The sequence below is a fragment of the Nocardioides pini genome (assembly GCF_026712185.1).
In the GTDB taxonomy this organism is placed as follows: domain Bacteria; phylum Actinomycetota; class Actinomycetes; order Propionibacteriales; family Nocardioidaceae; genus Nocardioides; species Nocardioides pini.
The window spans coordinates 533,523-554,271 of the sequence record NZ_JAPPUX010000003.1; the positions used below are offsets into that span (position 1 = coordinate 533,523).

The window sequence follows — 20,749 nt, forward strand, 5'->3', positions numbered from 1 at the left end:
TGGTTGAACCCTCATGCATGGTGGCTCGTGACCGATTCGTGACCTCGGTCCCCGGCAGGGCGCAGGGATCCCCCTCATCACCGCCCCGTCCCGCCGGACCAGGTCCTCGTGGTCGTCCTACGCGCCTCCGTGCACGACCCGGCGTGACACCCCCTGTCGTCAACCCCCGTGAGCCCCTGTGTCGAAGTCAGACAAGTACGTCCCGAAGCACCGCGCCCCCGGCAAGCACAAGGCCGTCCGCGCGCCGCGTCGCGCCCTGCGCACCGGCGTCGCCCTGACCGGCCTGGCGGCCGCCGTGACCGGCGTCAGCGTCACCGGCGGCCTCGCCTCGAGCGAGCCCGACGCGCTGACCCCCGCCGCTGCCGACGTGGCGCCCGCCACCCCGAGCCCGTCCGCCGGTGCCACGCCGGAGGCCGCCGGCTCGACCGCCGCCGCGACCCCTCTCGAGCGGTCGTCGCGGCAGGTCGCCTCGCGCTCGGCGCGGCGCACCGACAAGGCCAAGGCCACGACCCTGGCGATGTCCGGCGGCTCGGCCGTGACGCGCTCGGAGAAGCTGTCGGAGGGCGACCCCCGCGACATCGCCCGCGCGCTGCTGCCGGAGTACGGCTTCTCCTCCGACCAGTTCTCCTGCCTCGACGCGCTCTACGTGAGCGAGTCGGACTGGCGCATCGACGCCGACAACCCGACGTCGTCGGCGTACGGCATCCCGCAGGCGCTGACGCAGCTGCACGACCTCCCGGCGGACTACATGACCTCCGCCGAGTCGCAGATCCGGTGGGGCCTGGAGTACATCCAGGACAGCTACGGCACCCCCTGCAGCGCGTGGAGCTTCAAGCAGGGCAACGGCTGGTACTGACCCTGCGCGTGCCGTGACGCGGGAGCGGCACCGCCCGGCCGCCGACCTCAGGTGAGGTAGCGGACCTCGACGGTGTCGATGGTGCCCTCGAAGGGGAACGGCGCGCGGTCGTAGTAGTCGAGCGAGACCGGACCGCCCAAGCAGGTCCCGATGTCGAGGCAGTCGTTGGCCGTGAACAGCAGCGGTGCGCTGACGGGGACCACTCCCGAGGCGACCTCGTCGCCGTCGACCGTGAGCGTGACGTCCAGCGGGCCACCCGGCCGGACCTCGGCGTACTCCGTGCGGACCTCCACCCGGTGCCGTCCGGCCGTGAGCCGCTGGCCGGACCTGATCTTGGTCCGCATGAGGATGAAGCAGTTGTACTCGTAGCAGAGGTACCCGTCGTCGAGGTAGCAGGTGAGGCCCCCGCCGGCCCCACCGAGCGCGTACAGGACGCCGTTCGCCGACTCGGGCAGCTCCGCGTCGACGGTCACGGTGTTGGCCCGGTTGCCGAGCGCGGGCGCGCAGAACTCGGGCATCCGCACGACGTCGCCGCTGAACGTCCAGCTGCGGTACGGCGTGGAGATGCGCAGCTCCGGGTGGTAGACGGGCACCCACAACCCGCCTCCGATCGGGTAGACGCTGTTGCGGGCGGCCTCGATCGCGAAGACCTCCTTGAGCTCGGCCAGCTTGTCGGGGTGCGTGTCGGCGACGTCGTGGGCCTGGGTCCAGTCCTCGTCGAGGTGGTAGAGCTCCCACCGGTCGTGGTCCGGTGTCCAGTCCTGGATGCCGGGAGGCAGGCCGGGGAGCCACGGCGTCCGCGGCCCGAACGCGGAGGCCATCCACCCGTCGTGGTAGATCGCACGGCTGCCCATGATCTCGAAGTACTGCGTCCTCAGCCGGCCCTCGGCCTCGGGGTCGTCGAAGGTGTAGGCGAAGCTGGTGCCGTCCAGGTCCTGCTGCTCCACGCCGCGCACGACGCGCGGCGGAGTGATCCCGAGGACCTCGTAGATGGTCGGCACCAGGTCGTTGCAGTGGTGGAACTGGGAGCGGGGTCGGACGTCGGGCGCGATCCGCGCGGGCCAGCGCACCGCCATCGGGTTCCGGGTGCCGCCGAGATGCGAGGCCACCAGCTTCATGCCCTTGTACGGCGTGCTCCCGGCCCACGCCCAGCCGGCGTGGTACTGGTTGTCGGTCTTCGGTGAGCCGAGCACGTCGAGGCCGCCCAGCTCGTCGAGCGCCTTGATGTGCATGTCTGTGGTGGTCGGGATCCCGTTCTGGGCCAGCAGCTCGCTGATGGTGCCGTTCTGACCCTCGCCGGACGAACCGTTGTCCCCCCAGATGTAGAACACCAGCGTGTTCTCGGCCTGGCCCAGGCGCTCGACCTCGTCGACGAGGCGACCGACCTGCACGTCCACGTGCTCGGCGAATCCGGCGGCGACCTCCATCAACCGTCGCTGGAAGGGCTTCTCGTCGTCCGGGATGTCGTCCCACGCAGGGAGCGTGGGGTCACGCGGCGTCAGCTCGGCGTCCGCCGGGATCCACCCGGCCGCCTTGGCGTTCGCGAACGTGCGCTCGCGGTAGGCGTCCCAGCCGTCGTCGAACCGGCCGGCGTACTTGTCCGCCCACTCCTTCATGACGTGGTGCGGACCGTGCAGGCAGCCGCTGGCCCAGTACATGAAGAACGGCTTGTCCGGCTCGAAGGCGCGGTGGCGACGCAGCCAGCCGATCGCGTCGTCGGCCAGGTCCTCGCTGAGGTGGTAGCCGTCCTCGGCCCGCCGCGGGGGGAGCACGCTGGTGGTGTTGCGCACCAGGTTGGGCTCGTACTGGCTGGCCTCGCCCGCGAGGAACCCGTAGAAGTACTCGAACCCACGACCGGTCGGCCAGTTGTGGAAGGGTCCCGACGGCGTGGTCTCCTCGGCCGGCGTGTTGTGCCACTTGCCGAAGGCCGCCGTCGCGTACCCGTAGTCGGTCAGGACCTCGGCGACCAGCGAGGTGCTCGTCGGGATGTGGCCGGAGTACCCGTCCCAGTCGTTGGCGAGCTCCGCGATCTGCCCGTTCCCGATCCGGTGGTGGTTGCGCCCGGTCAGGAGCGAGGCACGCGTGGGCGAGCACATCGCCGTCGTGTGGAAGCGGTTGTAGCCGATGCCTTCCGACAGCACGCGCGTCAACGTCGCAGTACGTACGTCACCGCCGAAGGTGTCGGGCAGGCCCGGGCCGGCGTCGTCGATGAGGACGACCAGGATGTTGGGGGCATCGGGCGCCAGGCGGCGCTCCGGAGCACGCGGCTCGTAGACCGAGTCCTGCATCGTGCGTCCGGCACGGGACGCCGACGGTGTCGGGGGGAAGGGCAGGACGTCCTGGCGCGGCAGCTTCGCAAAGGGGCTCACGGTGGTCCTCGTCCGGGTCGGCGAACCGCCACCGTAGGGAGCAGGCGTGGGTCCCCGCGTCACCCGCGGTGGGCGAGACCGGCGCGCGCGGCGTGACCGGTCGGCGTCGGGTCCTCGAGCGCGTCGGCGACGGAGACGACGAGCCCGCCCAGCATGAAGGCGACGATCGCCGCCACCAGCGTCGAGGTGGCGAGGTCCGGGATGAGGCGCCGCGCGCCCTCCGGCTCCGCGCCGTGGAAGTGGTGGGTCAGGGCGTGACCCTTGCCGCGGGCGAGCAGGTAGCGGTTGACGGGCCAGGCCGCGAAGAACGCCACGGTCAGGGCGAGCATCATGGACAGCCAGAAGACCGGGTTGACCAGTCCGGCGTCCATCGCGCCGGGGATGACGGCCACCACCAGGTTGTCGACGAGCTCCATGGTGGCGATCGAGAGGGTGTCGGCCGCGAGGACGACGGTCAGGGCGGCTCCCAGGCCGAGACCCGCTCGCAGCAGGGGCAGGGTCGACAGGGCGTAGCCGAAGAGGAACGCCAGACCGATCGCGACGGCGATGGTGGCGAGGTTGCCCAGCCCCAGGGCGGTGCCGACCATCAGGCCGAGGATCTCGCCGATGGCGCAGCCGGTCAGGCAGTGGAGGGTGGCGGAGACCGCCATCGCGTTGGTGCTGCCCATGTCGTGGTGGGAGCTGTGCCCGGCTCCGGGGAGCGTGCTGTGATCCATGCGTCGAAGATACCCCCCGGGGGTATTGAGGTCAACGGGGGTCGACGGTCGTCGTCATCACGCAGTTCTTCAGCCCCTTGGGGCGGACGTAGGTGAAGCCGAGGCGCTCGTAGAGGGCGCGCGTGCCGTTGTACAGGAACGACGACGACATCTTCTTGGTCTGGTCGGTCAGGTCGTGGGGGTAGGACTCGACCACGCCTCCCCCCGACTGCGCGATCAGGTCGAGCGCCCCACGGATCGCGAGCTCGGTGACCCCGCGCCGGCGGTGGCGCTTGTCGACGAAGACGCAGGTGATCCGCCAGTCCGGGTCGACGTCCTTCTCGGCGTCGTACTGCTTGAGGTGGTGCAGGCTCGGGAGCTCGACCGGTGTGCCGTACTCCGCCCACGCGACGGCCTCGTCACCGTCCATGACCAGGGCGGCGTGCGCCTCGCCCTTCTCGACGTACGCCTTCTTGAGCGCGCGGTTGGCCTCCCTGCCCTGGCCCCGCTCCGGGCTGTCCGGGTGGAACCAGATGCAGTAGCAGCCGCCGAAGATCCCGTTGTGCCGGATGACGAGGTCGTCGAAGGCCGACCAGGTCTCGGGCGTCAGGGGCCTGATGTCGTACGACGTCTCGCTCATCCGTCGACCGTACGACGGTCACCGGACGATCGGCGACCGGTTCACCCCGAGGCGGGTCGTCCCGTCATCGAGTCGACGTCGAGGGCGGCGTCGAGCTGCTCCTCGGTCAGGTCGCCGCGCTCGACGTAGCCCATGGCGATCACGGTCTCGCGGATGGTGGCCCCGTCGGCGAGCGCCTTCTTGGCGACCTTGGCGGCCTCCTCGTAGCCGATGTGCGCGTTGAGCGGGGTGACGACCGAGGGGGAGGACTCGGCGTAGCGCCGCATGCGCTCGGCGTCGGCGGTGATCCCGTCCACGCACCGCTCGGCGAGCAGGACCGTCGAGGTGGAGAGCACGTGGACCGACTCGAGCAGGGCGTGCGCCATGACCGGCATCATCACGTTGAGCTCGAAGCTGCCCGAGGCGCCCGCCCAGGCGATGGTCGCGTCGTTGCCGACGACCCGGGCGCACACCATCAGCGTCGCCTCGGGGAGCACCGGGTTGACCTTGCCGGGCATGATGCTCGACCCCGGCTGCAGGTCCGGGAGGCGGATCTCGGCGAGCCCGGTCGTGGGGCCCGACGACATCCAGCGCAGGTCGTTGCAGATCTTGGTCAGCCCGACGGCGACCGTGCGCAGCACGCCGGAGAGCTCGACCAGCGAGTCGCGGGTGCCCTGCGCCTCGAAGTGGTCGCGAGCCTCGGTGAAGGGCTGCCCGGTCCGCTCGGAGAGCGCGGCGATGGCCCGCTCGGCGAAGGCGGCCGGTGTGTTGATGCCGGTGCCCACGGCGGTGCCGCCCAAGGGCAGCTCCCGCACGCGCGGCAGCACCGCCTCGAGCCGCTCGACGCCCAGCCGCAGCGTGGCGGCGTACGCCCCCATCTCCTGTCCGAGCGTCACGGGCGTGGCGTCCATCAGGTGGGTGCGCCCGGACTTCACCGCGTCGCCGAACTCCTCGGCCTTGGCCTCGAACGACGTCGCGAGCCGGTCGAGGGCGGGCAGGAGGTCGTCGACGACCGCGAGCGTCGCCGCGACGTGGATGCTCGTCGGGAACGTGTCGTTGCTGCTCTGTGAGGCGTTGACGTGGTCGTTGGGGTGCACCTCGACGCCGGCCCGGGCGGCCAGGGTCGCGATGACCTCGTTGGCATTCATGTTGGAGCTCGTGCCGGACCCCGTCTGGAAGACGTCGATCGGGAACTCCCCGTCGTGCGCCCCCTCGACGATGGCGTCGGCGGCCGCGACGATGGCCTGCGCCTGCTCGTGGCGTACGACGCCCAGCGCGGCGTTGGCGGTCGCGGCGGCCGCCTTGACGTGGGCCAGCGCCTGGACGTGCCGTGGCTGGAGGGTGAGGCCGCTGATCGGGAAGTTCTCGATCGCGCGCTGGGTCTGGGCCCGCCACAGGGCGTCGCGAGGCACCTCGACCTCGCCCATGGAGTCGTGCTCGGTGCGTGTCTCGGTCACACGTCGACCGTACCCACCCCGCGGGCTGACCGCAGGGGCGGACGCTGCGAACGCCCCGCCGGCCCCGGGGGGAGGGGTCGGCGGGGCGTCCAGGACAGGGGGATTCAGCACCAGGGGTAGAGGAAGAGGCTGTCGTCGCCCGCACGGTGGTCGGCGAGGACGACGCTGAGGGGCAGCGGGTCGGGGAGGGAGGCCACGTCGGTGCCGGCGCGCGGCGTCACGCCGACCGCGACGGCGGTGGCGATCGGCAGCCCGTCGCGGGCGACCGTCGAGAAGAGGCCGGCCGACTTCAGGGTGCTGATGCCGGCCCGCATGCAGTCGGTGTCCGGCTTGGCCTGGGCTGCGGCGGGGGCCAGCACGACGGTGGCGACGCCGAGCGAGAGGGCGGCGAGGCTGCTGGCGGTGCGGGTGGTGCGGTTCATGTCGGTGCTCCTCGTGGGGGATGGCGATGGACGACCACCGAACCACTCCGCCATGGCACGTGTCGAGGGTTTGTCCAATGTTTGTCCCGGGTTTGTCCAGACTGGTCATGGGCGACGGTGGCGTTCGGCCAACCTTGACAATAGGTAACACATCAGTTACCAATGTGGGGTGGACCCGTTCGCAGCGCTGGGCGACCCCGTGCGCCGTGACCTCGTCGCGCGGCTGGCGTCCGGACCCGCGCGCGTGGTCGACCTGACGGCCGACCACGCCATCAGCCGCCCGGCGATCAGTCGTCACCTCCGCGTCCTGACCGAGGCGGGCCTGGTGGAGGCCGAGGACCGCGGGCGCGAGCGGCACTACCGGCTCCGGTACGACGGTCTCGCCGCCCTGGCCGAGTGGCTGGTGGCGCTGGGTGCGCCGCGCGTGCCCCGGCCACCGGTCGCCGAGTCGGCGTTCGACGGGCTCGAGCTCGAGGTGCGCCGCACCGGACGGGAGCGCCGCGCCACCACCACCCCATCCCCACTGCAGGAGGACACCGCATGAACGCCTCGATGACCGGCCATCGCGAGGAGCGCGACGGACGCATCCTGCTCGTGATCGAGCGCCGGCTCCGCGCACCGGTCGACGACGTGTGGGCCGCGTGCACCGAGCCGTCGCGGATGGAGCGCTGGATCGGCACGTGGAGCGGTGACCCCGCCAGCGGGTCGGTGAGCTTCCGGATGACCGCGGAGGGTGACGACGTGCCGGCGGAGGAGATGGACGTGCTGGCGTGCGAGCCGCCCCACCGCTTCGCCGTCCGCAGCCGCGAGCCGCAACCCTTCAGCGAGGACGGTTCCGGCGACACGGCGCTCTGGGAGATGGAGCTCGAGCTCACCGAGGCCGACGGTGTCACCTCGCTCCGGTTCGTGCAGGTGCTCGCGCCGGGCGCGACGGGCATCGAGATGGCGGCGAGTGTCGGCCCGGGCTGGGACTACTACCTCGACCGGCTGGTCGCCGCCGTGGTGGGCACCGACGTGGCAGCCGTCGACTGGGAGGACTACGCCGCCGGGTCGTCGCACTACCGCGAACGGTTCGCCTGAGCGGCGCCCGTCGGCGTTGCGCCTTGGTCCCGGCGCCCGGGCTGGGGAGCATGGGGCCATGCGATCTCTCCGTCTCGGGGTCGCCGCTCTGCTCGTGGGGGTGGGCTCGGCATGCTCCGCGCTCGACGGTGACGACACCGACCCGCCGTCCGGAGTGGCCGACGACCTCGCCGCCGCCCTGTCGGACCACTCGCTCGCCGAGGTGCCGCTCGTCGACCAGGCCGCCCGTGCGGCGTTCGCCGACCTGGTCTCACCGCTCGAGGACGTGCCCGTCGACGTGGAGGTCGCCTCGGTCGACGAGGTCGAGGGCACCGGCGACGAGCCCGACTCGGCGACCGCGACGCTGGCGTGGCGCTGGCAGCTGACCGACACCACGCCCTGGGAGTACGACACGACGGTGGCGCTCGTGCCCGACGGGAACGGGTGGCAGGTCGACTGGGCGCCCACCGCGCTGGCGCCCGACCTCGCCGAGGGCGACACCCTGGGCCTGCGCACGCTCCCGCCGGTGCGCGGCGACATCACCGGCTCCGGTGGTGCCGTCCTGGTGACCGAGCGGCCCGTGCTGCGCTACGGGCTCGACAAGACCAAGGTCGAGGGGCCGCAGGTCGCCCGCAGCGCGCGACGGATCGCGCGGGTCCTCGACGTCGACGTGGCGTCGTACGTCGACCGCGCCGAGGCGATGGGGGCCGAGGCCTTCGTCGAGGCGCTCGTGCTGCGCGAGGACGACGCCCTCGACGTGCTGCCCGCCTTCGCCAGGATCCGTGGCGCGCTCGCCGTGCGCGACACCCTGCCGCTCGCACCGACCCGTGAGTTCGCCGCGGCCCTGCTCGGTCGCGTCGGCCCGGCCACGGCCGAGGTCGTCGAGGCCTCCGAGGGCCGCATCGTCGCCGGGGACGAGGTCGGGCTCTCCGGCCTGCAGGCCCGCTACGACGAGCAGCTGCGGGGCACGCCGGGCGCCGCCGTCGTGGCCCGCGACGCCGACGACCGGCTCCGCACCCTCGCCGAGGTCCCGGCCGCCGACGGCGCCGACCTCGCCACCACGCTCGCCCCGGTGCTCCAGCAGAAGGCCGAGGACGTGCTCGCCGGGCTCGGGGACGGCGCCCCGGCGGCGGCCCTCGTGGCGATCCGGCCGTCCGACGGCGCCGTCCTGGCGAGCGCCAACGGCGTCGGGGCGGCGGGCGCCGACCTGGCGATGACCGGGCAGTACGCCCCCGGCTCGACGTTCAAGGTGGTCACGTCCCTCGCGCTGCTGCGCAGCGGCATGCGCGTGGACGACGTCGTGGCCTGTCCCGCCACCACCGTCGTGGACGGCCGGTCGTTCAAGAACTACGACGACTACCCGGCCGCCGCGCTCGGCGACGTGACCCTCGCCCAAGCCATCGCCCAGTCCTGCAACACGGCCCTGATCGGCAACGCCGGCCGGCTCGCCGACGGCGACCTCGCTGCGGCCGCCCAGGCGCTCGGGCTCGGCACCGACCACGACCTCGGCTTCCCGGTCTACTTCGGGCAGGTGCCGCCGCCGGAGACCGAGACGGGCGCAGCCGCCGACATGATCGGCCAGGGCACGGTGCTGGCGAGCCCGTTCGCGATGGCCACGGTCGCCGCGTCGGTGCAGGCCGGCCGGGCCGTGCTGCCAGTGCTGCTGCCGGAGCACCAGGTGGAGCAGGTGGCGCCGGAGCGGCCGCTCACCGGTCCCGAGTCCGGCACCCTGCGCGGGCTGATGCGCGCGGTCGTCGCCACCGGCTCGGGACGCTTCCTCCAGGACGTGCCCGGGGAGGTGGGCGCCAAGACCGGCACCGCCGAGTACGGCGAGCCCGACGCCTCCGGAGCGTTGCCGACGCACACCTGGATGATCGCGACGCGGGGCGACCTCGCGGTCGCGGTCTTCGTCGAGACCGGCGTCTCCGGCTCGCAGACCGCGGGACCGGTGCTCGAGGCGTTCCTGCGCTGACCGCGAGAGGTCAGCGGCGGGCGAGGTAGAGGAAGTACTCCTCCGGCCGGTCCTGCAGCAGCACGTCGTGGGCCTGCTCCTCCGCGTCGCCGAAGACCGTGCGGAGCGAGGCCAGCAGCTCCGGCGCGGCGCTCGCCGACCACACCACGAGCACGCCCCCGGGGCCGAGCAGGTCACGGCACCGCCGCAGGAACTCCTCCTCGTAGACCACCCCGTTGTGCTCGTGCACGAGGTAGCCGGGCCCGTTGTCGACGTCGAGCAGCACCAGGTCGTAGGTCGAGCGCGCCTCGGCGATGGCCATGGCGATGTCGGCGTTGACGACGGTCGCGCGGGTGTCGGCGAGCAGGGCTGGCCCGTGCGGCACCGTGCCGTCGCGCATCCACTGCACCAGCGCCTCCTCGATCTCCACGACGGCGGCACGCTCGACGCGGGGGTCGGCCAGCACCCGCTGGAGCGTGAAGCCGAGCCCGAGGCCGCCGATGAGGACCGCGGAGGGCTCCTCGACGAGGTCGAGCGCCTGCGCGGCCAGCTCGATCTCGCTCGTCGTCTCCAGCGTGTCCATCACGAACACCCCGTTGACGCGGAGCTCGAGCACGTCGGCCCCGGTGCCGTTCGTCCGCCGTCGCAGCACCACCTCGCCGCGCGGGGTCTCCGCCCGGGCGATCTCCACGCTCTGCGGGCCGTCGGCGCTGTCCATGGCGCCATCCTGCCAACCGCCACCCCCGGACCCGACGCCGCCCACGCCGACGCCCACGCCGACGCCCACGCGGCCCCGTTGGGCAGGCTTCGTCCAAGGTCGGCGCGCCGGATCGTGTCGCGAAAGGGCTGCCCTCCCGCGTCGCGCCGGACTACCGTGAAGTCGTGTACACCGTGGGACGCACCGCTGAGCTCACCGGCGTGCCCAGCGGGACCCTCCGCAAGTGGGAGCAGCGCTACGGCGTGGTCGTCCCGCAGCGCTCGCCCGGCAACTACCGGCTCTACGACGACGAGGCGGTGCGCCGGCTCGTCGTGATGCGCAGCCTGGTCGAGGCCGGCTGGACCGCGCAGGAGGCCGCCCGCCACGTGGCCGAGGACGTCGCGGCCGCCGAGGCCGAGGTGGCGCGACCGGCGGAGCCCGCCCACGAGGCCCGCTTCGAGACGCTCGTCGCCTGCGCGCAGGACTTCGACGTCCCCCGGCTCGAGCAGCTGCTCGCCGAGGGCTTCGCCGACATCGACGTGGTGTCGGTCGTCGACGACTGGCTCCTGCCGTCGATGGTCCACCTCGGCAAGGCGTGGCAGCGCGGGCTGATCTCGGTCGCGGGGGAGCACTTCGTGACCGGCGCGGTGCACCGCAGGCTCGCCCTCACCTTCCAGTCGCTCCCGCCCGCGCCGAGCGGCGGTCCGCGCGTCGTCGTCGGCCTCGCGCGCGGCTCCCGCCACGAGATCGGCGTGCTCGCCTTCGCGCTCGTGCTGAGGTCACGCGGCGTCGCGGTGACCTACCTGGGCAGCGACCTGCCGCTCGAGGCCTGGGTCGGCGCCGTACGGCTGATCCAGCCGCGGGCCGTGGTGCTCGCGGCCCCCACGATCGAGGACCTCCCGGCGGTGCGCGAGGCGGTCGATGCGCTCCTGCCGCACGCCGAGGTGCTGCTCGGTGGCGCGCACCAGGAGCGGGTCGAGGGCCCGGTGCACCTCGGGCACCACGCGGGGGCGGCAGCCGCCGCCCTGGCCACGCGCCTCGGCGCCGTCAGCTGACGCCGTCAGCCAGAGGTGCTCAGCGGGCTGCGGGCTCGTCGGAGCAACCGGTGCTGACCCAGTAGCTGCCGACGATGTCGACCCGGCAGTGGTGGTCCGTCGACGAGGTGCCCGACACGGCCGGCGCCGCACCCAGCACGGAGCCCAGCGCGGCCGCGACGAGCACCGCGACGCCGGCCACCCGCAGGCGCCGGTCGGCGCGCTCCCCGAGGTCGACCGTCGGGGGTGCGGTGATCGTCATGAGCGGCTGCGCGGTGGTCGACATGGGTGCTCCTCGGGTGCGCCTGCGGCTTGTCCACAGTTTGTCCACCGTTGGTGGACAACGCGGACACTAGAACTGTTGTCCACACTTTGTCCAAAGTTCGCTACCCTTGAGGACGTGTACACCGTCGGACGCACCGCACAGCTCACCGGAGTGCCGCGCGAGACCCTGCGCAAGTGGGAGCAGAGGTACGGCGTGGTGTCACCGGCCCGCACCGAGGGCAACTACCGCCTCTACGACGACGAGGCGGTCAGACGCCTGTCGGTGATGCGCGACCTCGTCGACTCCGGGTGGGCGCCGCGCGAGGCGGCGCGTCGCGTGCTCGACGAGCCGACCGGGTCCGCGACCCTGCCGCGACCGGGCTCGCCACTGGCGCGGCTCGACGACCTCGCTGCGTGCGGCGAGGACTTCGACGTCGTACGGCTGGAGAGCATGCTGGACAAGGCGTTCGCCGAGGGCGACCTGGCGATCGCGGTCGACGAGTGGCTGTTGCCCTCGCTGGTGCGGCTCGGCGAGGCCTGGCAGCAGGGCACGGTCAGCGTCGCGGGGGAGCACTTCGTCAGCGCCGCGGTCCTGCGTCGGCTCGCGCAGGCCTTCCACCAGCTCCCGCACGCCGAGCCCGGTGCTCCCCAGGTGATGGTCGGGCTGGCCCGCGGCTCGCGCCACGAGCTCGGCGTGATGGCCTTCGCGATGGTGCTGCGCAGCCGTGGCGTCAACGTCACCTACCTCGGCGCCGACCTGCCCGTCGAGAGCTGGGTCGACACCGTCCGTGCCCTGATGCCACAGGCGGTCGTGCTCGCGGTCCCGACGGTGGAGGACCTCCCGGCGGTGCGCGAGGCCGTGCAGGCGATCTCGCCGATCGCCACGGTGCTCCTCGGCGGCGCCCACCAGGGACGGGTCGAGGGGGCCGAGCCGCTGGGCCACCGGATCGGCGAGGCGGCGGCCGACCTCGCCACCCGGCTGACGGCGCCGGCCTGACGCGCCGCGGCTACTGCGCCGAGCGCACCCGGATCCCCGAGATCGGCACGGTCACCGCGCCCGACGGGTCGGTGAAGAAGTCGTTGCCCTTGTCGTCGACGACGATGAACGCGGGGAAGTCCTCGACCTCGATCCTCCAGACCGCCTCCATGCCGAGCTCCTCGTACTCCACGACCTCGACGGAGCGGATGCAGTCCTGGGCCAGGCGCGCGGCGGGACCGCCGATCGAGCCGAGGTAGAACCCGCCGTGGGCGTGGCACGCCTCGGTGACCGCCTTGGAGCGGTTGCCCTTGGCGAGCATGACCATCGACCCGCCCGCGGCCTGGAACTGCTCGACGTAGGAGTCCATCCGACCGGCCGTGGTCGGGCCGAAGGACCCGGAGGGCATGCCCTCCGGGGTCTTGGCCGGCCCGGCGTAGTAGACCGGGTGGTCGCGCAGGTAGTCGGGCATCTCCTCGCCGGCGTCGAGGCGCTCCTTGATCTTGGCGTGCGCGATGTCGCGGGCCACGACCAGCGGGCCGGTCAGCGAGAGCCGCGTCTTGACCGGGTGCTTCGAGAGCTCGGCGAGGATGTCGGCCATCGGCTGGTTGAGGTCGATCGGGACGACGGCGCCGCCCTCGATGTCGTGGGCCATGCCGGCGTCGGGCATGTAGTGGGCCGGGTCGGTCTCGAGCTGCTCGAGGAAGACGCCCTCCGGCGTGATCTTGCCGAGCGCCTGCCGGTCCGCGGAGCACGAGACGGCGATCGCCACGGGGCACGACGCGCCGTGGCGCGGGAGGCGGACCACGCGCACGTCGTGGCAGAAGTACTTGCCGCCGAACTGCGCGCCGATCCCGAAGGACTGGGTCAGCTCGAAGACCTTCTCCTCGAGCTCGACGTCCCGGATCCCGTGGGCGGCCATCGAGCCCTCGGTCGGCAGGTCGTCGAGGTAGTGCGCCGAGGCGTACTTCGCGGTCTTGAGCGCGAACTCCGCGCTGGTGCCGCCGATGACGACGGCGAGGTGGTACGGCGGGCACGCCGCCGTGCCGAGCGAGCGGATCTTCTCGTCGAGGAACTCCATCAGCCGCGTCGGGTTGAGCACGGCCTTCGTCTCCTGGAAGAGGAACGACTTGTTCGCCGAGCCGCCGCCCTTGGCCATGAAGAGGAACTTGTACTCCGGGACGTCCTTCGCGGGCGTGGAGTAGAGCTCGATCTGCGCCGGCAGGTTGGTGCCGGTGTTCTTCTCCTCGAACGTCGTCAGCGGGGCGAGCTGGGAGTAGCGGAGGTTGAGCCGGGTGTAGGCGTCGTACACGCCCTTGCTGATCGCCTCGCCGTCGTCGGCGCCGGTGAGGACGCCCTCGGACTTCTTGCCCATGACGATCGCCGTGCCGGTGTCCTGGCACATCGGCAGCACGCCGCCCGCGGAGATGTTGACGTTCTTGAGCAGGTCGAGGGCGACGAAGCGGTCGTTCCCGGAGGCCTCGGGGTCGTCGATGATCCGCCGGAGCTGGGCGAGGTGGCCGGGGCGCAGGTAGTGGCTGATGTCGTGCATCGCCTCCTCGGTGAGCCGCCGGATGGCCTCGGGCTCGACCTTGAGGAACGTGCGTCCGTCGACCTCCACGGTGGACACGCCCTCGGTGGTGACGAGCCGGTACGGCGTCTCCGGGGCGCCGTTGGAACCGGCGGTCGGGAGGAGGTCGGAGTAGTGGAACTCGGGGCCAGCGGCAGCGGTCGTCACGGCTGCCGATGCTACGCCCGGCCGGGCTCCCCGCCGGACTCGGCCTCCGGGTCCGGACGCTGCTCCTGGCGGGCACCCTCCTGCTGCTCGCGCGCCTTCTGCTCGCGCGCCCTGCGCCGCTGCTCCTCCGCGCGCTCGCGCACCTTCTTCAAGAACGCCTCGTCGGCGGCGGGGTCGGCGGCGGCGAAGCGGCCGGGGCGGTCGTACTCGGGGTACGCGCCGGCGCTGCGCTCGTAGGGGCCGTGCCGGCGCGCGGCACGCTGGGGCCGGCCGGCGACGAGCCAGGCGATCGACCCGACGAACGGGAAGAACAGCACGAGCACGATCCACCACACCTTGGACAGGTTGCGGACCTCGTCGTCGCGACTGCCGATGGCGTCGATGAGGCAGTAGAGCGCCAGCACCAGTGGCGCGAGGTACAGCACGACACGCACGTTCGAGACCCCCGCAGGTCGGCCCGTCCGGGGCCTCGGACGCAGGGGAGAGGTCCCGGCGTGGCGGCAGGCTAGCGCGCCCGGGGGCCGGGTGTGGTGAGTTGCGGCCGACGTCGTCGAGCCGGCAGCGCCCCGAGGAGGGCGTGCCACGCGTTCATCGGTCGTACCCAGAAGCGTCACTCGGGAGTAGCCTCCGAGCAGACGGGTCCGACGAGGCTCCGCGCGGCACATTCCACCGGCTGCGGCCGGCCAGCACCCCTGGAGGTCGAAGTTGAAGGTCCGCAACGCACTCGTGTCCCTCGCCGCGATGGCGACCCTCGCAGCCGCGGCCGGCTGCGCGGCTCCCGAGAAGGAGTCCGACACCACCACCGAGAGCGGCGTCGACGCCGCGTCCGCCACCTCTGCGGAGGACTTCGGCGGGATGGACGAGCTCGTGAAGGCCGCCCAGGACGAGGGCGAGCTCAACGTGATCGCGCTCCCACCCGACTGGGCCAACTACGGCGAGATCATCTCGACGTTCGAGGACAAGTACGACATCAAGGTCAACTCCGACCAGCCGGACGCCGCGTCGCAGGACGAGATCAACGCGGCCAACGACCTGAAGGGCACCGAGCGCGCGCCCGACGTCTTCGACCTCGGCCAGTCGGTCGCCCTGGCCAACACCGACCTGTTCGCGCCCTACCAGGTCGAGACCTGGGACGACATCCCCGACGACTACAAGGACCCCGACGGCACCTGGGTCAACGACTACGGCGGCTACATGTCGATCGGCTACGACTCGTCCGTCGTCCCCGACGTCACGTCCGTGGCCGACCTGATGAAGCCGGAGTTCAAGGGCAAGGTCGCGCTCAACGGTGACCCGACGCAGGCCGGTGCGGCGTTCAGCGGCGTGATGATGGCCGCGATCGCCAACGGCGGGTCGGCCGACGACATCGCCCCCGGCGTCGACTTCTTCGCCGACCTCAAGAAGGCCGGCAACTTCCTGACCGTCGACCCCGACTCGAGCACCATCGAGCAGGGCACCACGCCCGTCGTCATCGACTGGGACTACCTCGGCGCGGCCGCGGCGGCCAACGTCGACACGTGGAAGACCGTGGTCCCGGAGGAGGCCGTGGTCGCGGGCTACTACTTCCAGGCGATCAACGCCGACGCGCCGCACCCGGCGGCCGCCCGCCTCTGGCAGGAGTTCCTCTACAGCGACGAGGGCCAGAACCTCTGGCTCAAGGGCGGCGCCCGGCCGGTCCGCGGTGACGCCATGGCCGAGGCCGGCACCATCGACGAGGAGCTCTGGGGGGCCCTGCCCGAGGTCACCGGCGAGCCGGTGATCCCGACGGACGACCAGACCACCAAGGCGGGGGAGTACCTCGCGGCGAACTGGTCCAAGGCCATCCGCTGAGCACGACCGCCACGAGCGCGGGCCCGGGCCGGCGGTTCGCCGTCGGCCCGGCCCTCCCGCTCCTCCCGTTCCTCCTCTACGTCCTGGTCTTCCTGGTCGTCCCGACCCTCACCGTGGTGGTGGGTGCGTTCCAGGACGCGGAGGGCCGCCCGACGCTGGGCAACCTGGACGCGCTGCGCAGCGAGGCCGCCCTCTCCGCGCTCAGGGGTTCGCTGGTCCTGTCCGCCTCGACCGCCCTCATCGGTGCGGTGCTCGGGGCGGTGCTCGCCTACCTCATCGTCTCGCTGCCGTCGCAGAACCTGCTGCGGCGCTCCGCGCTCGCCGTCAGCGGCGTGCTCGCGCAGTTCGGCGGCGTCGTGCTCGCGTTCGCCTGGATCGCCACGATCGGCCCGGTCGGTGTCGTCACCCAGGCGATGTCCGACTGGCTCGGGGCCGACGTCTACGGCGACGGATGGCTGTTCGGGCTGCCGGGCCTCGTCGTCGTCTACTCCTACTTCCAGGTCCCCCTGATGGTCATCGTCTTCACCCCGGCGTTCGACGGGCTCCGGCCGCAGTGGCGCGAGGCGGCGGTCAACCTCGGCGCGAGCACCTGGGACTACTGGCGCAACGTGGCTCTGCCGCTGCTCACGCCCCCGTTCCTCGGCGCGCTGCTGCTGCTGTTCGCCAACGCGTTCGCGGCGTACGCCACCGCGGCCGTGCTGGTCAGCCAGGGACAGCCGATCGTGCCGCTGATGATCCGCCAGGCCATCACCAGCGAGGTGCTGCTCGGCCAGGCCAACCTGGGCTTCGCGCTCGCGCTCGAGATGATCGTCGTGGTCTCGGTGGTGATGGTGGGCTACAACCTGCTGCTCCGGCGCGCGTCGAGGTGGATGCGATGACCCCGTCCCCGGGCTTCAAGGTCCTCCGCGCCGTCGGCTTCCTCCTGTTCGCGGTCTACTTCTTCGTGCCGCTGCTGGCGATGCTCGACTTCTCCACGCAGGTCCGGGGGAGCGCCCCCGGCCGGACCTGGGACAACTGGGCCTTCATGGTCACCGACGAGGACCTCCGGTCCTCGATCATCGCCTCGCTGCTGCTGGCGCTGTTCACCGTCGTGCTGATGGTCGCCCTGCTCGTGCCCACGATGGTGTGGGTGCGGCTGCGGGTCCCGCGGGCGCGGGGACTGATCGAGTTCCTGTGCCTGCTGCCGCTCACGATCCCCGCGCTGGTCATCGTGGTGGGCATCAGCAACGTCTACTCGTGGGTGACCTACCTGCTCGGGGACAACGCGCTGGTGCTGACCTTCGCCTACGTCGTGCTCGTGCTGCCCTACGCCTACCGCGCGATCGACGCGTCCTTGTCCGCGATCGACGCCGAGACCCTGTCGGAGGCCGCCCGCTCGCTGGGCGCCGGGTGGTTCACCGTGATCGTGCGCATCATCATGCCGAACATCACCGGCGGCATCCTGGGTGCCGCGTTCATCGCTGTCGCGCTCGTGCTGGGCGAGTACGTGTTCGCCTCGCTGCTGCACTTCGACACCCTGCCGGTGGCGACGGCGGCGCTCTACAAGAGCAACGGCCCGGCCGCCATGGCCGCCGCCCTCGCCTCGATGGTCCTCGTGGCCGCGCTGCTCGTCGGCCTCACCTTCCTCAGCCGCGACCGGCACAAGCAAGGAGCGTCCTCATGACCGACCCCTCGGCCGAGCGCGGGCTGGCCGTCGACCTCACCGACCTCACGCGCGTCTACGGAGAGATCCGCGCCCTTGACGGACTGACCCTCCACATCGAGCCCGGCGAGCTGGTCGCGCTGCTCGGCCCCTCGGGCTGCGGCAAGACCACCGCCCTGCGGATCCTCGCGGGGCTCGACCGGGCGACCTCGGGATCGGTCTCGGTGGGTGGGCGCGACCTCACCCGGGTGCCCGCCAACAAGCGCGACATGGGGATGGTCTTCCAGGCCTACAGCCTCTTCCCCCACATGACCGTGATCGACAACGTCGCCTTCGGCCTGAAGCTGCGCGGCCGCGACAGCGCCGCGCGCCGCGCGCGGGCCGGTGACGTGCTGGACCTGGTCGGCCTGGCCGAGCACGCCGACCGCTACGCCCACCAGCTGTCCGGTGGGCAGCAGCAGCGCGTCGCGCTGGCGCGGGCACTGGCCGTCGAGCCGTCGGTGCTGCTGCTCGACGAGCCGCTCTCGGCGCTCGACGCCAAGGTGCGCGTGCAGCTGCGCGACGAGATCCGTCGGGTGCAGCTCGAGGTCGGCACCACGACGCTGTTCGTCACCCACGACCAGGAGGAGGCGCTCGCCGTCGCCGACCGGGTCGGCGTGATGAACGCCGGACGGCTCGAGCAGCTCGCACCTCCCGCTGAGCTCTACTCGGCACCGGCCACCCGGTTCGTGGGCGAGTTCGTCGGGCTCAGCAACCGGCTGCCGGCCGACGTCCACGACGGAGTGGCCGCCGTCCTCGGCCGCGAGGTGCCCGTCCTGCCCGGCTCCACGACGGGGCCGGGTCAGGCGCTCGTGCGACCCGAGTCCGTCTCGGTCGTCGCCGACGACGGTGGCCACGCCACCGTCACGACCGTGATGTTCCTCGGACCCCTCTCCCGCGTCACCTGCACGCTCGACGACGGCACCGCGGTCGTCGCCCAGCTGGCCAGCTCCGAGGCCCTTCGCCTCCAGCCCGGCGACCGGGTCCGGCTGGTCGTCGACCCGGCCCCCGTGCTCGTCGTGGCCTGAGGCGTCACCGCCAGGGCGTGACCAGGGCCGTCAGGTCGGGGGCGAGCTCCTGCATCAGCTTCGGGCCGAAGGTCACCCGGTGCACGCCCATCGCCTGCAGGTCCTCCAGCGACCCGGCGGCGCTGCCGGTGCGGGGGTTGGCGATCACGTTGACCGGCCCGGAGAGGGCGTCGAGCAGTGCCTGCAGGGCAGCCGCGTCCGGTACGCCGACGGGGTAGACGCAGCGCGCGCCCGCCTCCTCGCACGCGCGCAGGCGGGTGATCGCCTCGTCGACGGGGTCGGCGAACTGGTCCTTCTTGAGGAACACGTCGGTGCGCGCGTTGACCACGAGGTCGACGCCGGCCGCGTCGGCCGCCTGGCGGATCGCGCCGATGTAGTCGGCGTGCTCCGCCGCCGACCGCATCCGCCCTCCGTCGGAGTGGACGGTGTCCTCGATGTTGAGGCCGACGGCGCCGGCCTCGAGCAGCCGCTCGACCAGCTCGGCGGGCGCGGCGCCGTAGCCGGCCTCCATGTCGGCGGTCACGGGGACCTCGGGCACGGCCGAGCAGATCCGTCGTACGCCGTCGAGCGCGTCGTCGATCGTCATGTCCTCGTTGTCCCCCTGCCCGCGGGAGTCGGCCAGCGGGTGGCTGCCGATGCTGAGCGCGCCGAAGCCGGCCTCCGCGACCACCTTCGCGGACCAGGCGTCCCAGACGTTGGGCAGGACCAGCGTGGAGCCGGTGTGGTGGAGCTCGAGGAGCCGGGTGGCGAGGGTGGCGACGGAGGTGGTCATGCGACGAGGCTGCCACGCGGGACGCGATGAGCACAGGGGCGCGGGCATAGGACCCCGCGCTCAGGCGTTGCAGGCGACGTGAAGGTCCACGAGGCAGCGCGCGAGGCAGCGCCCGACTCCGTCCTCGACTCCGTCGTCATCGGTGCCGGGCAGGCCGGTCTCGCGGCGTCGTACTTCCTGCGCCAGCGCGGCATCGACCACCTCGTCCTCGACGCCAACCCGGGGCCCGGCGGGGCGTGGCAGCACCGCTGGTCGTCCCTCAGCATGGGCGACGTGCACGGGGTCGCCGACCTGCCGGCGTCCACCGCCCCCGCCGGCAGCGACCGCGCGGCCAACCTCGTCGTGCCCGACTACTTCGACGGCTACGAGCGGTGGCACCACCTCCCGGTCGTGCGTCCGGTGCGGGTGGTCCGCGTCGAGAGCGAGGGCGACCTCCTCGTCGTGCGGGCGGGAGACCGCGAGTGGCGCACCCGCACCCTGGTCAACGCGACCGGCACCTGGACGCGCCCGTTCGTCCCCCACTACCCGGGCATCGCGTCGTTCGCGGGCGAGCAGCTGCACACCGTCGGCTACCCCGGCGCGGAGCACTTCCGTGGCAGGCGCGTCCTGGTGGTCGGTGGCGGCGCCTCCGCGGTGCAGCTCATCGGCGAGCTCGCTCCCGTCACGGACACGCTGTGGGTGACCCGTCGCCCGCCGGTGTGGCGCGACGCCGACTTCGACTCCGCCGCCGGCCTCGCCGCGGTCACGGCCGTCGAGGAGCGCGTACGACAGGGGCTGCCGCCGGCGAGCGTCGTCAGCGTGACCGGCCTGGCGCTGCGCCCCCAGGAGCAGGAGGCGGCACGGCTGGGCGCCTACGAGCGTCGGCTCCCGATGTTCGAGCGGATCGCGCCCGACGGGGTGCGGTGGGCGGACGGCCGGTTCGAGCACGCCGACGCGATCCTCTGGGCCACGGGGTTCCGCCCCGCCGTCGAGCACCTGGCGCCCCTCGGCCTGCGCTCTCCTCACGGTGGCATCGCGCTCGTCCCCGTGCCCGGCAACGTGCAGGGCGCGACCACGGCCGTGCGCGACCCCCGGGTGCAGCTCGTGGGCTACGGCCCGTCGGCCAGCACGGTCGGCGCCTCGCGCGCCGGTCGCCAGGCCGCCCTCGCGGTGTCGCGCCACCTCGGCGCGATCGCGGCCTGACCCGGGGCGGGTCCGCCCGTGCCTCGCGTCGGTGGGTGGCGGCACCTTGCGGTCTCGGTGGGCTTCGGCCTGCGATCTGCCGCCACCGTGGCGTCGGGTGTCCACTGGCAGGCCCCGAG

General features: G+C 72.6%; 21 protein-coding genes. 11 read left to right on the plus strand and 10 right to left on the minus strand.

The window, feature by feature from the left end; translation table 11 throughout:
• Positions 1 to 178: 178 nt before the first annotated feature.
• Positions 179 to 856 carry an aggregation-promoting factor C-terminal-like domain-containing protein gene (locus tag NYO98_RS12315; protein WP_268112022.1) on the plus strand — a complete coding sequence of 226 codons (678 nt, stop codon included), beginning with the start codon at positions 179 to 181 and terminating at the stop codon, positions 854 to 856.
• Positions 857 to 903: 47 nt separating this feature from the next.
• On the opposite strand, the gene NYO98_RS12320 is transcribed toward NYO98_RS12315, so the two are convergent.
• The 5 genes from NYO98_RS12320 to NYO98_RS12340 form a co-directional block, all read right to left on the minus strand.
• The gene (locus tag NYO98_RS12320; protein WP_268112023.1) at positions 904 to 3,225 is read right to left on the minus strand and encodes an arylsulfatase; all 2,322 of its coding nucleotides are present in this window, start codon (positions 3,223 to 3,225) and stop codon (positions 904 to 906) included.
• 59 nt (positions 3,226 to 3,284) lie between these two features.
• Complete coding sequence (locus tag NYO98_RS12325; protein ID WP_268112024.1) at positions 3,285 to 3,941, minus strand: DUF4396 domain-containing protein; 657 nt, start codon at positions 3,939 to 3,941, stop codon at positions 3,285 to 3,287.
• A 31-nt stretch (positions 3,942 to 3,972) separates the two neighbouring features.
• The gene (locus NYO98_RS12330) at positions 3,973 to 4,560 is read right to left on the minus strand and encodes a GNAT family N-acetyltransferase (protein WP_268112025.1); all 588 of its coding nucleotides are present in this window, start codon (positions 4,558 to 4,560) and stop codon (positions 3,973 to 3,975) included.
• Positions 4,561 to 4,601: 41 nt separating this feature from the next.
• Complete coding sequence (locus NYO98_RS12335; protein ID WP_268112026.1) at positions 4,602 to 5,996, minus strand: class II fumarate hydratase; 1,395 nt, start codon at positions 5,994 to 5,996, stop codon at positions 4,602 to 4,604.
• A 104-nt stretch (positions 5,997 to 6,100) separates the two neighbouring features.
• Entirely contained in the window at positions 6,101 to 6,418 is a 318-nt protein-coding gene (locus NYO98_RS12340) for a hypothetical protein (protein ID WP_268112027.1), read from the minus strand.
• 169 nt (positions 6,419 to 6,587) lie between these two features.
• Between NYO98_RS12340 and NYO98_RS12345 the strand changes: the two genes are divergently transcribed.
• Genes NYO98_RS12345 through NYO98_RS12355 form a run of 3 tightly spaced genes read left to right on the plus strand, consistent with a single transcriptional unit; the run spans position 6,588 to position 9,449 of the window.
• On the plus strand, positions 6,588 to 6,962 hold the full coding sequence (locus NYO98_RS12345; RefSeq protein WP_268112028.1) for an ArsR/SmtB family transcription factor: 375 nt from the start codon (positions 6,588 to 6,590) through the stop codon (positions 6,960 to 6,962).
• Positions 6,959 to 7,498, plus strand: a complete 540-nt coding sequence (locus tag NYO98_RS12350; protein ID WP_268112029.1) for an SRPBCC family protein — start codon at positions 6,959 to 6,961, stop codon at positions 7,496 to 7,498. Before NYO98_RS12345 ends, NYO98_RS12350 begins: the two co-directional genes overlap by 4 nt.
• 58 nt (positions 7,499 to 7,556) lie before the next feature.
• Entirely contained in the window at positions 7,557 to 9,449 is a 1,893-nt protein-coding gene (locus NYO98_RS12355) for a penicillin-binding transpeptidase domain-containing protein (protein WP_268112030.1), read from the plus strand.
• A 10-nt stretch (positions 9,450 to 9,459) separates the two neighbouring features.
• Here the strand turns inward: NYO98_RS12355 and NYO98_RS12360 are convergent, their stop codons facing one another.
• Positions 9,460 to 10,146, minus strand: a complete 687-nt coding sequence (locus tag NYO98_RS12360; RefSeq protein WP_268112031.1) for a spermidine synthase — start codon at positions 10,144 to 10,146, stop codon at positions 9,460 to 9,462.
• A 164-nt stretch (positions 10,147 to 10,310) separates the two neighbouring features.
• Between NYO98_RS12360 and NYO98_RS12365 the strand changes: the two genes are divergently transcribed.
• Positions 10,311 to 11,180, plus strand: a complete 870-nt coding sequence (locus NYO98_RS12365) for a MerR family transcriptional regulator (protein ID WP_268112032.1) — start codon at positions 10,311 to 10,313, stop codon at positions 11,178 to 11,180.
• Positions 11,181 to 11,199: 19 nt separating this feature from the next.
• On the opposite strand, the gene NYO98_RS12370 is transcribed toward NYO98_RS12365, so the two are convergent.
• Positions 11,200 to 11,445, minus strand: a complete 246-nt coding sequence (locus tag NYO98_RS12370; RefSeq protein ID WP_268112033.1) for a hypothetical protein — start codon at positions 11,443 to 11,445, stop codon at positions 11,200 to 11,202.
• 114 nt (positions 11,446 to 11,559) lie between these two features.
• Between NYO98_RS12370 and NYO98_RS12375 the strand changes: the two genes are divergently transcribed.
• Positions 11,560 to 12,420: a MerR family transcriptional regulator gene (locus NYO98_RS12375; protein ID WP_268112034.1), complete on the plus strand. Its 861-nt coding sequence runs from the start codon at positions 11,560 to 11,562 to the stop codon at positions 12,418 to 12,420.
• A 10-nt stretch (positions 12,421 to 12,430) separates the two neighbouring features.
• Here NYO98_RS12375 and NYO98_RS12380 read toward each other — a convergent pair whose 3' ends face one another.
• Positions 12,431 to 14,137 carry a fumarate hydratase gene (locus NYO98_RS12380; RefSeq protein WP_268112035.1) on the minus strand — a complete coding sequence of 569 codons (1,707 nt, stop codon included), beginning with the start codon at positions 14,135 to 14,137 and terminating at the stop codon, positions 12,431 to 12,433.
• 11 nt (positions 14,138 to 14,148) lie between these two features.
• Complete coding sequence (locus tag NYO98_RS12385; protein ID WP_268112036.1) at positions 14,149 to 14,571, minus strand: PLD nuclease N-terminal domain-containing protein; 423 nt, start codon at positions 14,569 to 14,571, stop codon at positions 14,149 to 14,151.
• 271 nt (positions 14,572 to 14,842) lie between these two features.
• Between NYO98_RS12385 and NYO98_RS12390 the strand changes: the two genes are divergently transcribed.
• The 4 genes from NYO98_RS12390 to NYO98_RS12405 all read left to right on the plus strand — a co-directional run bounded on the left by NYO98_RS12390 (position 14,843) and on the right by NYO98_RS12405 (position 18,676).
• Positions 14,843 to 15,967, plus strand: a complete 1,125-nt coding sequence (locus tag NYO98_RS12390) for an ABC transporter substrate-binding protein (RefSeq protein WP_268112037.1) — start codon at positions 14,843 to 14,845, stop codon at positions 15,965 to 15,967.
• 116 nt (positions 15,968 to 16,083) lie between these two features.
• Positions 16,084 to 16,845, plus strand: coding sequence for an ABC transporter permease (locus tag NYO98_RS12395; RefSeq protein WP_268112038.1), 762 nt, complete (start codon positions 16,084 to 16,086; stop codon positions 16,843 to 16,845).
• Positions 16,842 to 17,630 carry an ABC transporter permease gene (locus tag NYO98_RS12400; protein ID WP_268112039.1) on the plus strand — a complete coding sequence of 263 codons (789 nt, stop codon included), beginning with the start codon at positions 16,842 to 16,844 and terminating at the stop codon, positions 17,628 to 17,630. The genes NYO98_RS12395 and NYO98_RS12400 overlap by 4 nt, the downstream gene beginning before the upstream one ends.
• Positions 17,627 to 18,676 carry an ABC transporter ATP-binding protein gene (locus NYO98_RS12405; RefSeq protein WP_268112040.1) on the plus strand — a complete coding sequence of 350 codons (1,050 nt, stop codon included), beginning with the start codon at positions 17,627 to 17,629 and terminating at the stop codon, positions 18,674 to 18,676. Before NYO98_RS12400 ends, NYO98_RS12405 begins: the two co-directional genes overlap by 4 nt.
• 4 nt (positions 18,677 to 18,680) lie before the next feature.
• Here the strand turns inward: NYO98_RS12405 and NYO98_RS12410 are convergent, their stop codons facing one another.
• Positions 18,681 to 19,448: an isocitrate lyase/PEP mutase family protein gene (locus tag NYO98_RS12410; RefSeq protein WP_268112041.1), complete on the minus strand. Its 768-nt coding sequence runs from the start codon at positions 19,446 to 19,448 to the stop codon at positions 18,681 to 18,683.
• Between the two features lie 78 nt (positions 19,449 to 19,526).
• On the opposite strand from NYO98_RS12410, the gene NYO98_RS12415 reads away from it, so the two are divergent.
• Entirely contained in the window at positions 19,527 to 20,630 is a 1,104-nt protein-coding gene (locus NYO98_RS12415; RefSeq protein WP_268112042.1) for an NAD(P)-binding domain-containing protein, read from the plus strand.
• Positions 20,631 to 20,749: the final 119 nt, after the last annotated feature.

Excerpts from the sequence above, each read along its gene's own strand:
- NYO98_RS12325 (WP_268112024.1), bottom strand. The coding sequence starts at position 3,941 with ATGGATCACAGCACGCTCCCCGGAGCCGGGCACAGCTCCCACCACGAC.
- NYO98_RS12330 (WP_268112025.1), bottom strand. The coding sequence starts at position 4,560 with ATGAGCGAGACGTCGTACGACATCAGGCCCCTGACGCCCGAGACCTGG.
- NYO98_RS12340 (WP_268112027.1), bottom strand. The coding sequence starts at position 6,418 with ATGAACCGCACCACCCGCACCGCCAGCAGCCTCGCCGCCCTCTCGCTC.
- NYO98_RS12350 (WP_268112029.1), top strand. The coding sequence starts at position 6,959 with ATGAACGCCTCGATGACCGGCCATCGCGAGGAGCGCGACGGACGCATC.
- NYO98_RS12355 (WP_268112030.1), top strand. The coding sequence starts at position 7,557 with ATGCGATCTCTCCGTCTCGGGGTCGCCGCTCTGCTCGTGGGGGTGGGC.
- NYO98_RS12360 (WP_268112031.1), bottom strand. The coding sequence starts at position 10,146 with ATGGACAGCGCCGACGGCCCGCAGAGCGTGGAGATCGCCCGGGCGGAG.
- NYO98_RS12370 (WP_268112033.1), bottom strand. The coding sequence starts at position 11,445 with ATGTCGACCACCGCGCAGCCGCTCATGACGATCACCGCACCCCCGACG.
- NYO98_RS12400 (WP_268112039.1), top strand. The coding sequence starts at position 16,842 with ATGACCCCGTCCCCGGGCTTCAAGGTCCTCCGCGCCGTCGGCTTCCTC.
- NYO98_RS12405 (WP_268112040.1), top strand. The coding sequence starts at position 17,627 with ATGACCGACCCCTCGGCCGAGCGCGGGCTGGCCGTCGACCTCACCGAC.
- NYO98_RS12410 (WP_268112041.1), bottom strand. The coding sequence starts at position 19,448 with ATGACCACCTCCGTCGCCACCCTCGCCACCCGGCTCCTCGAGCTCCAC.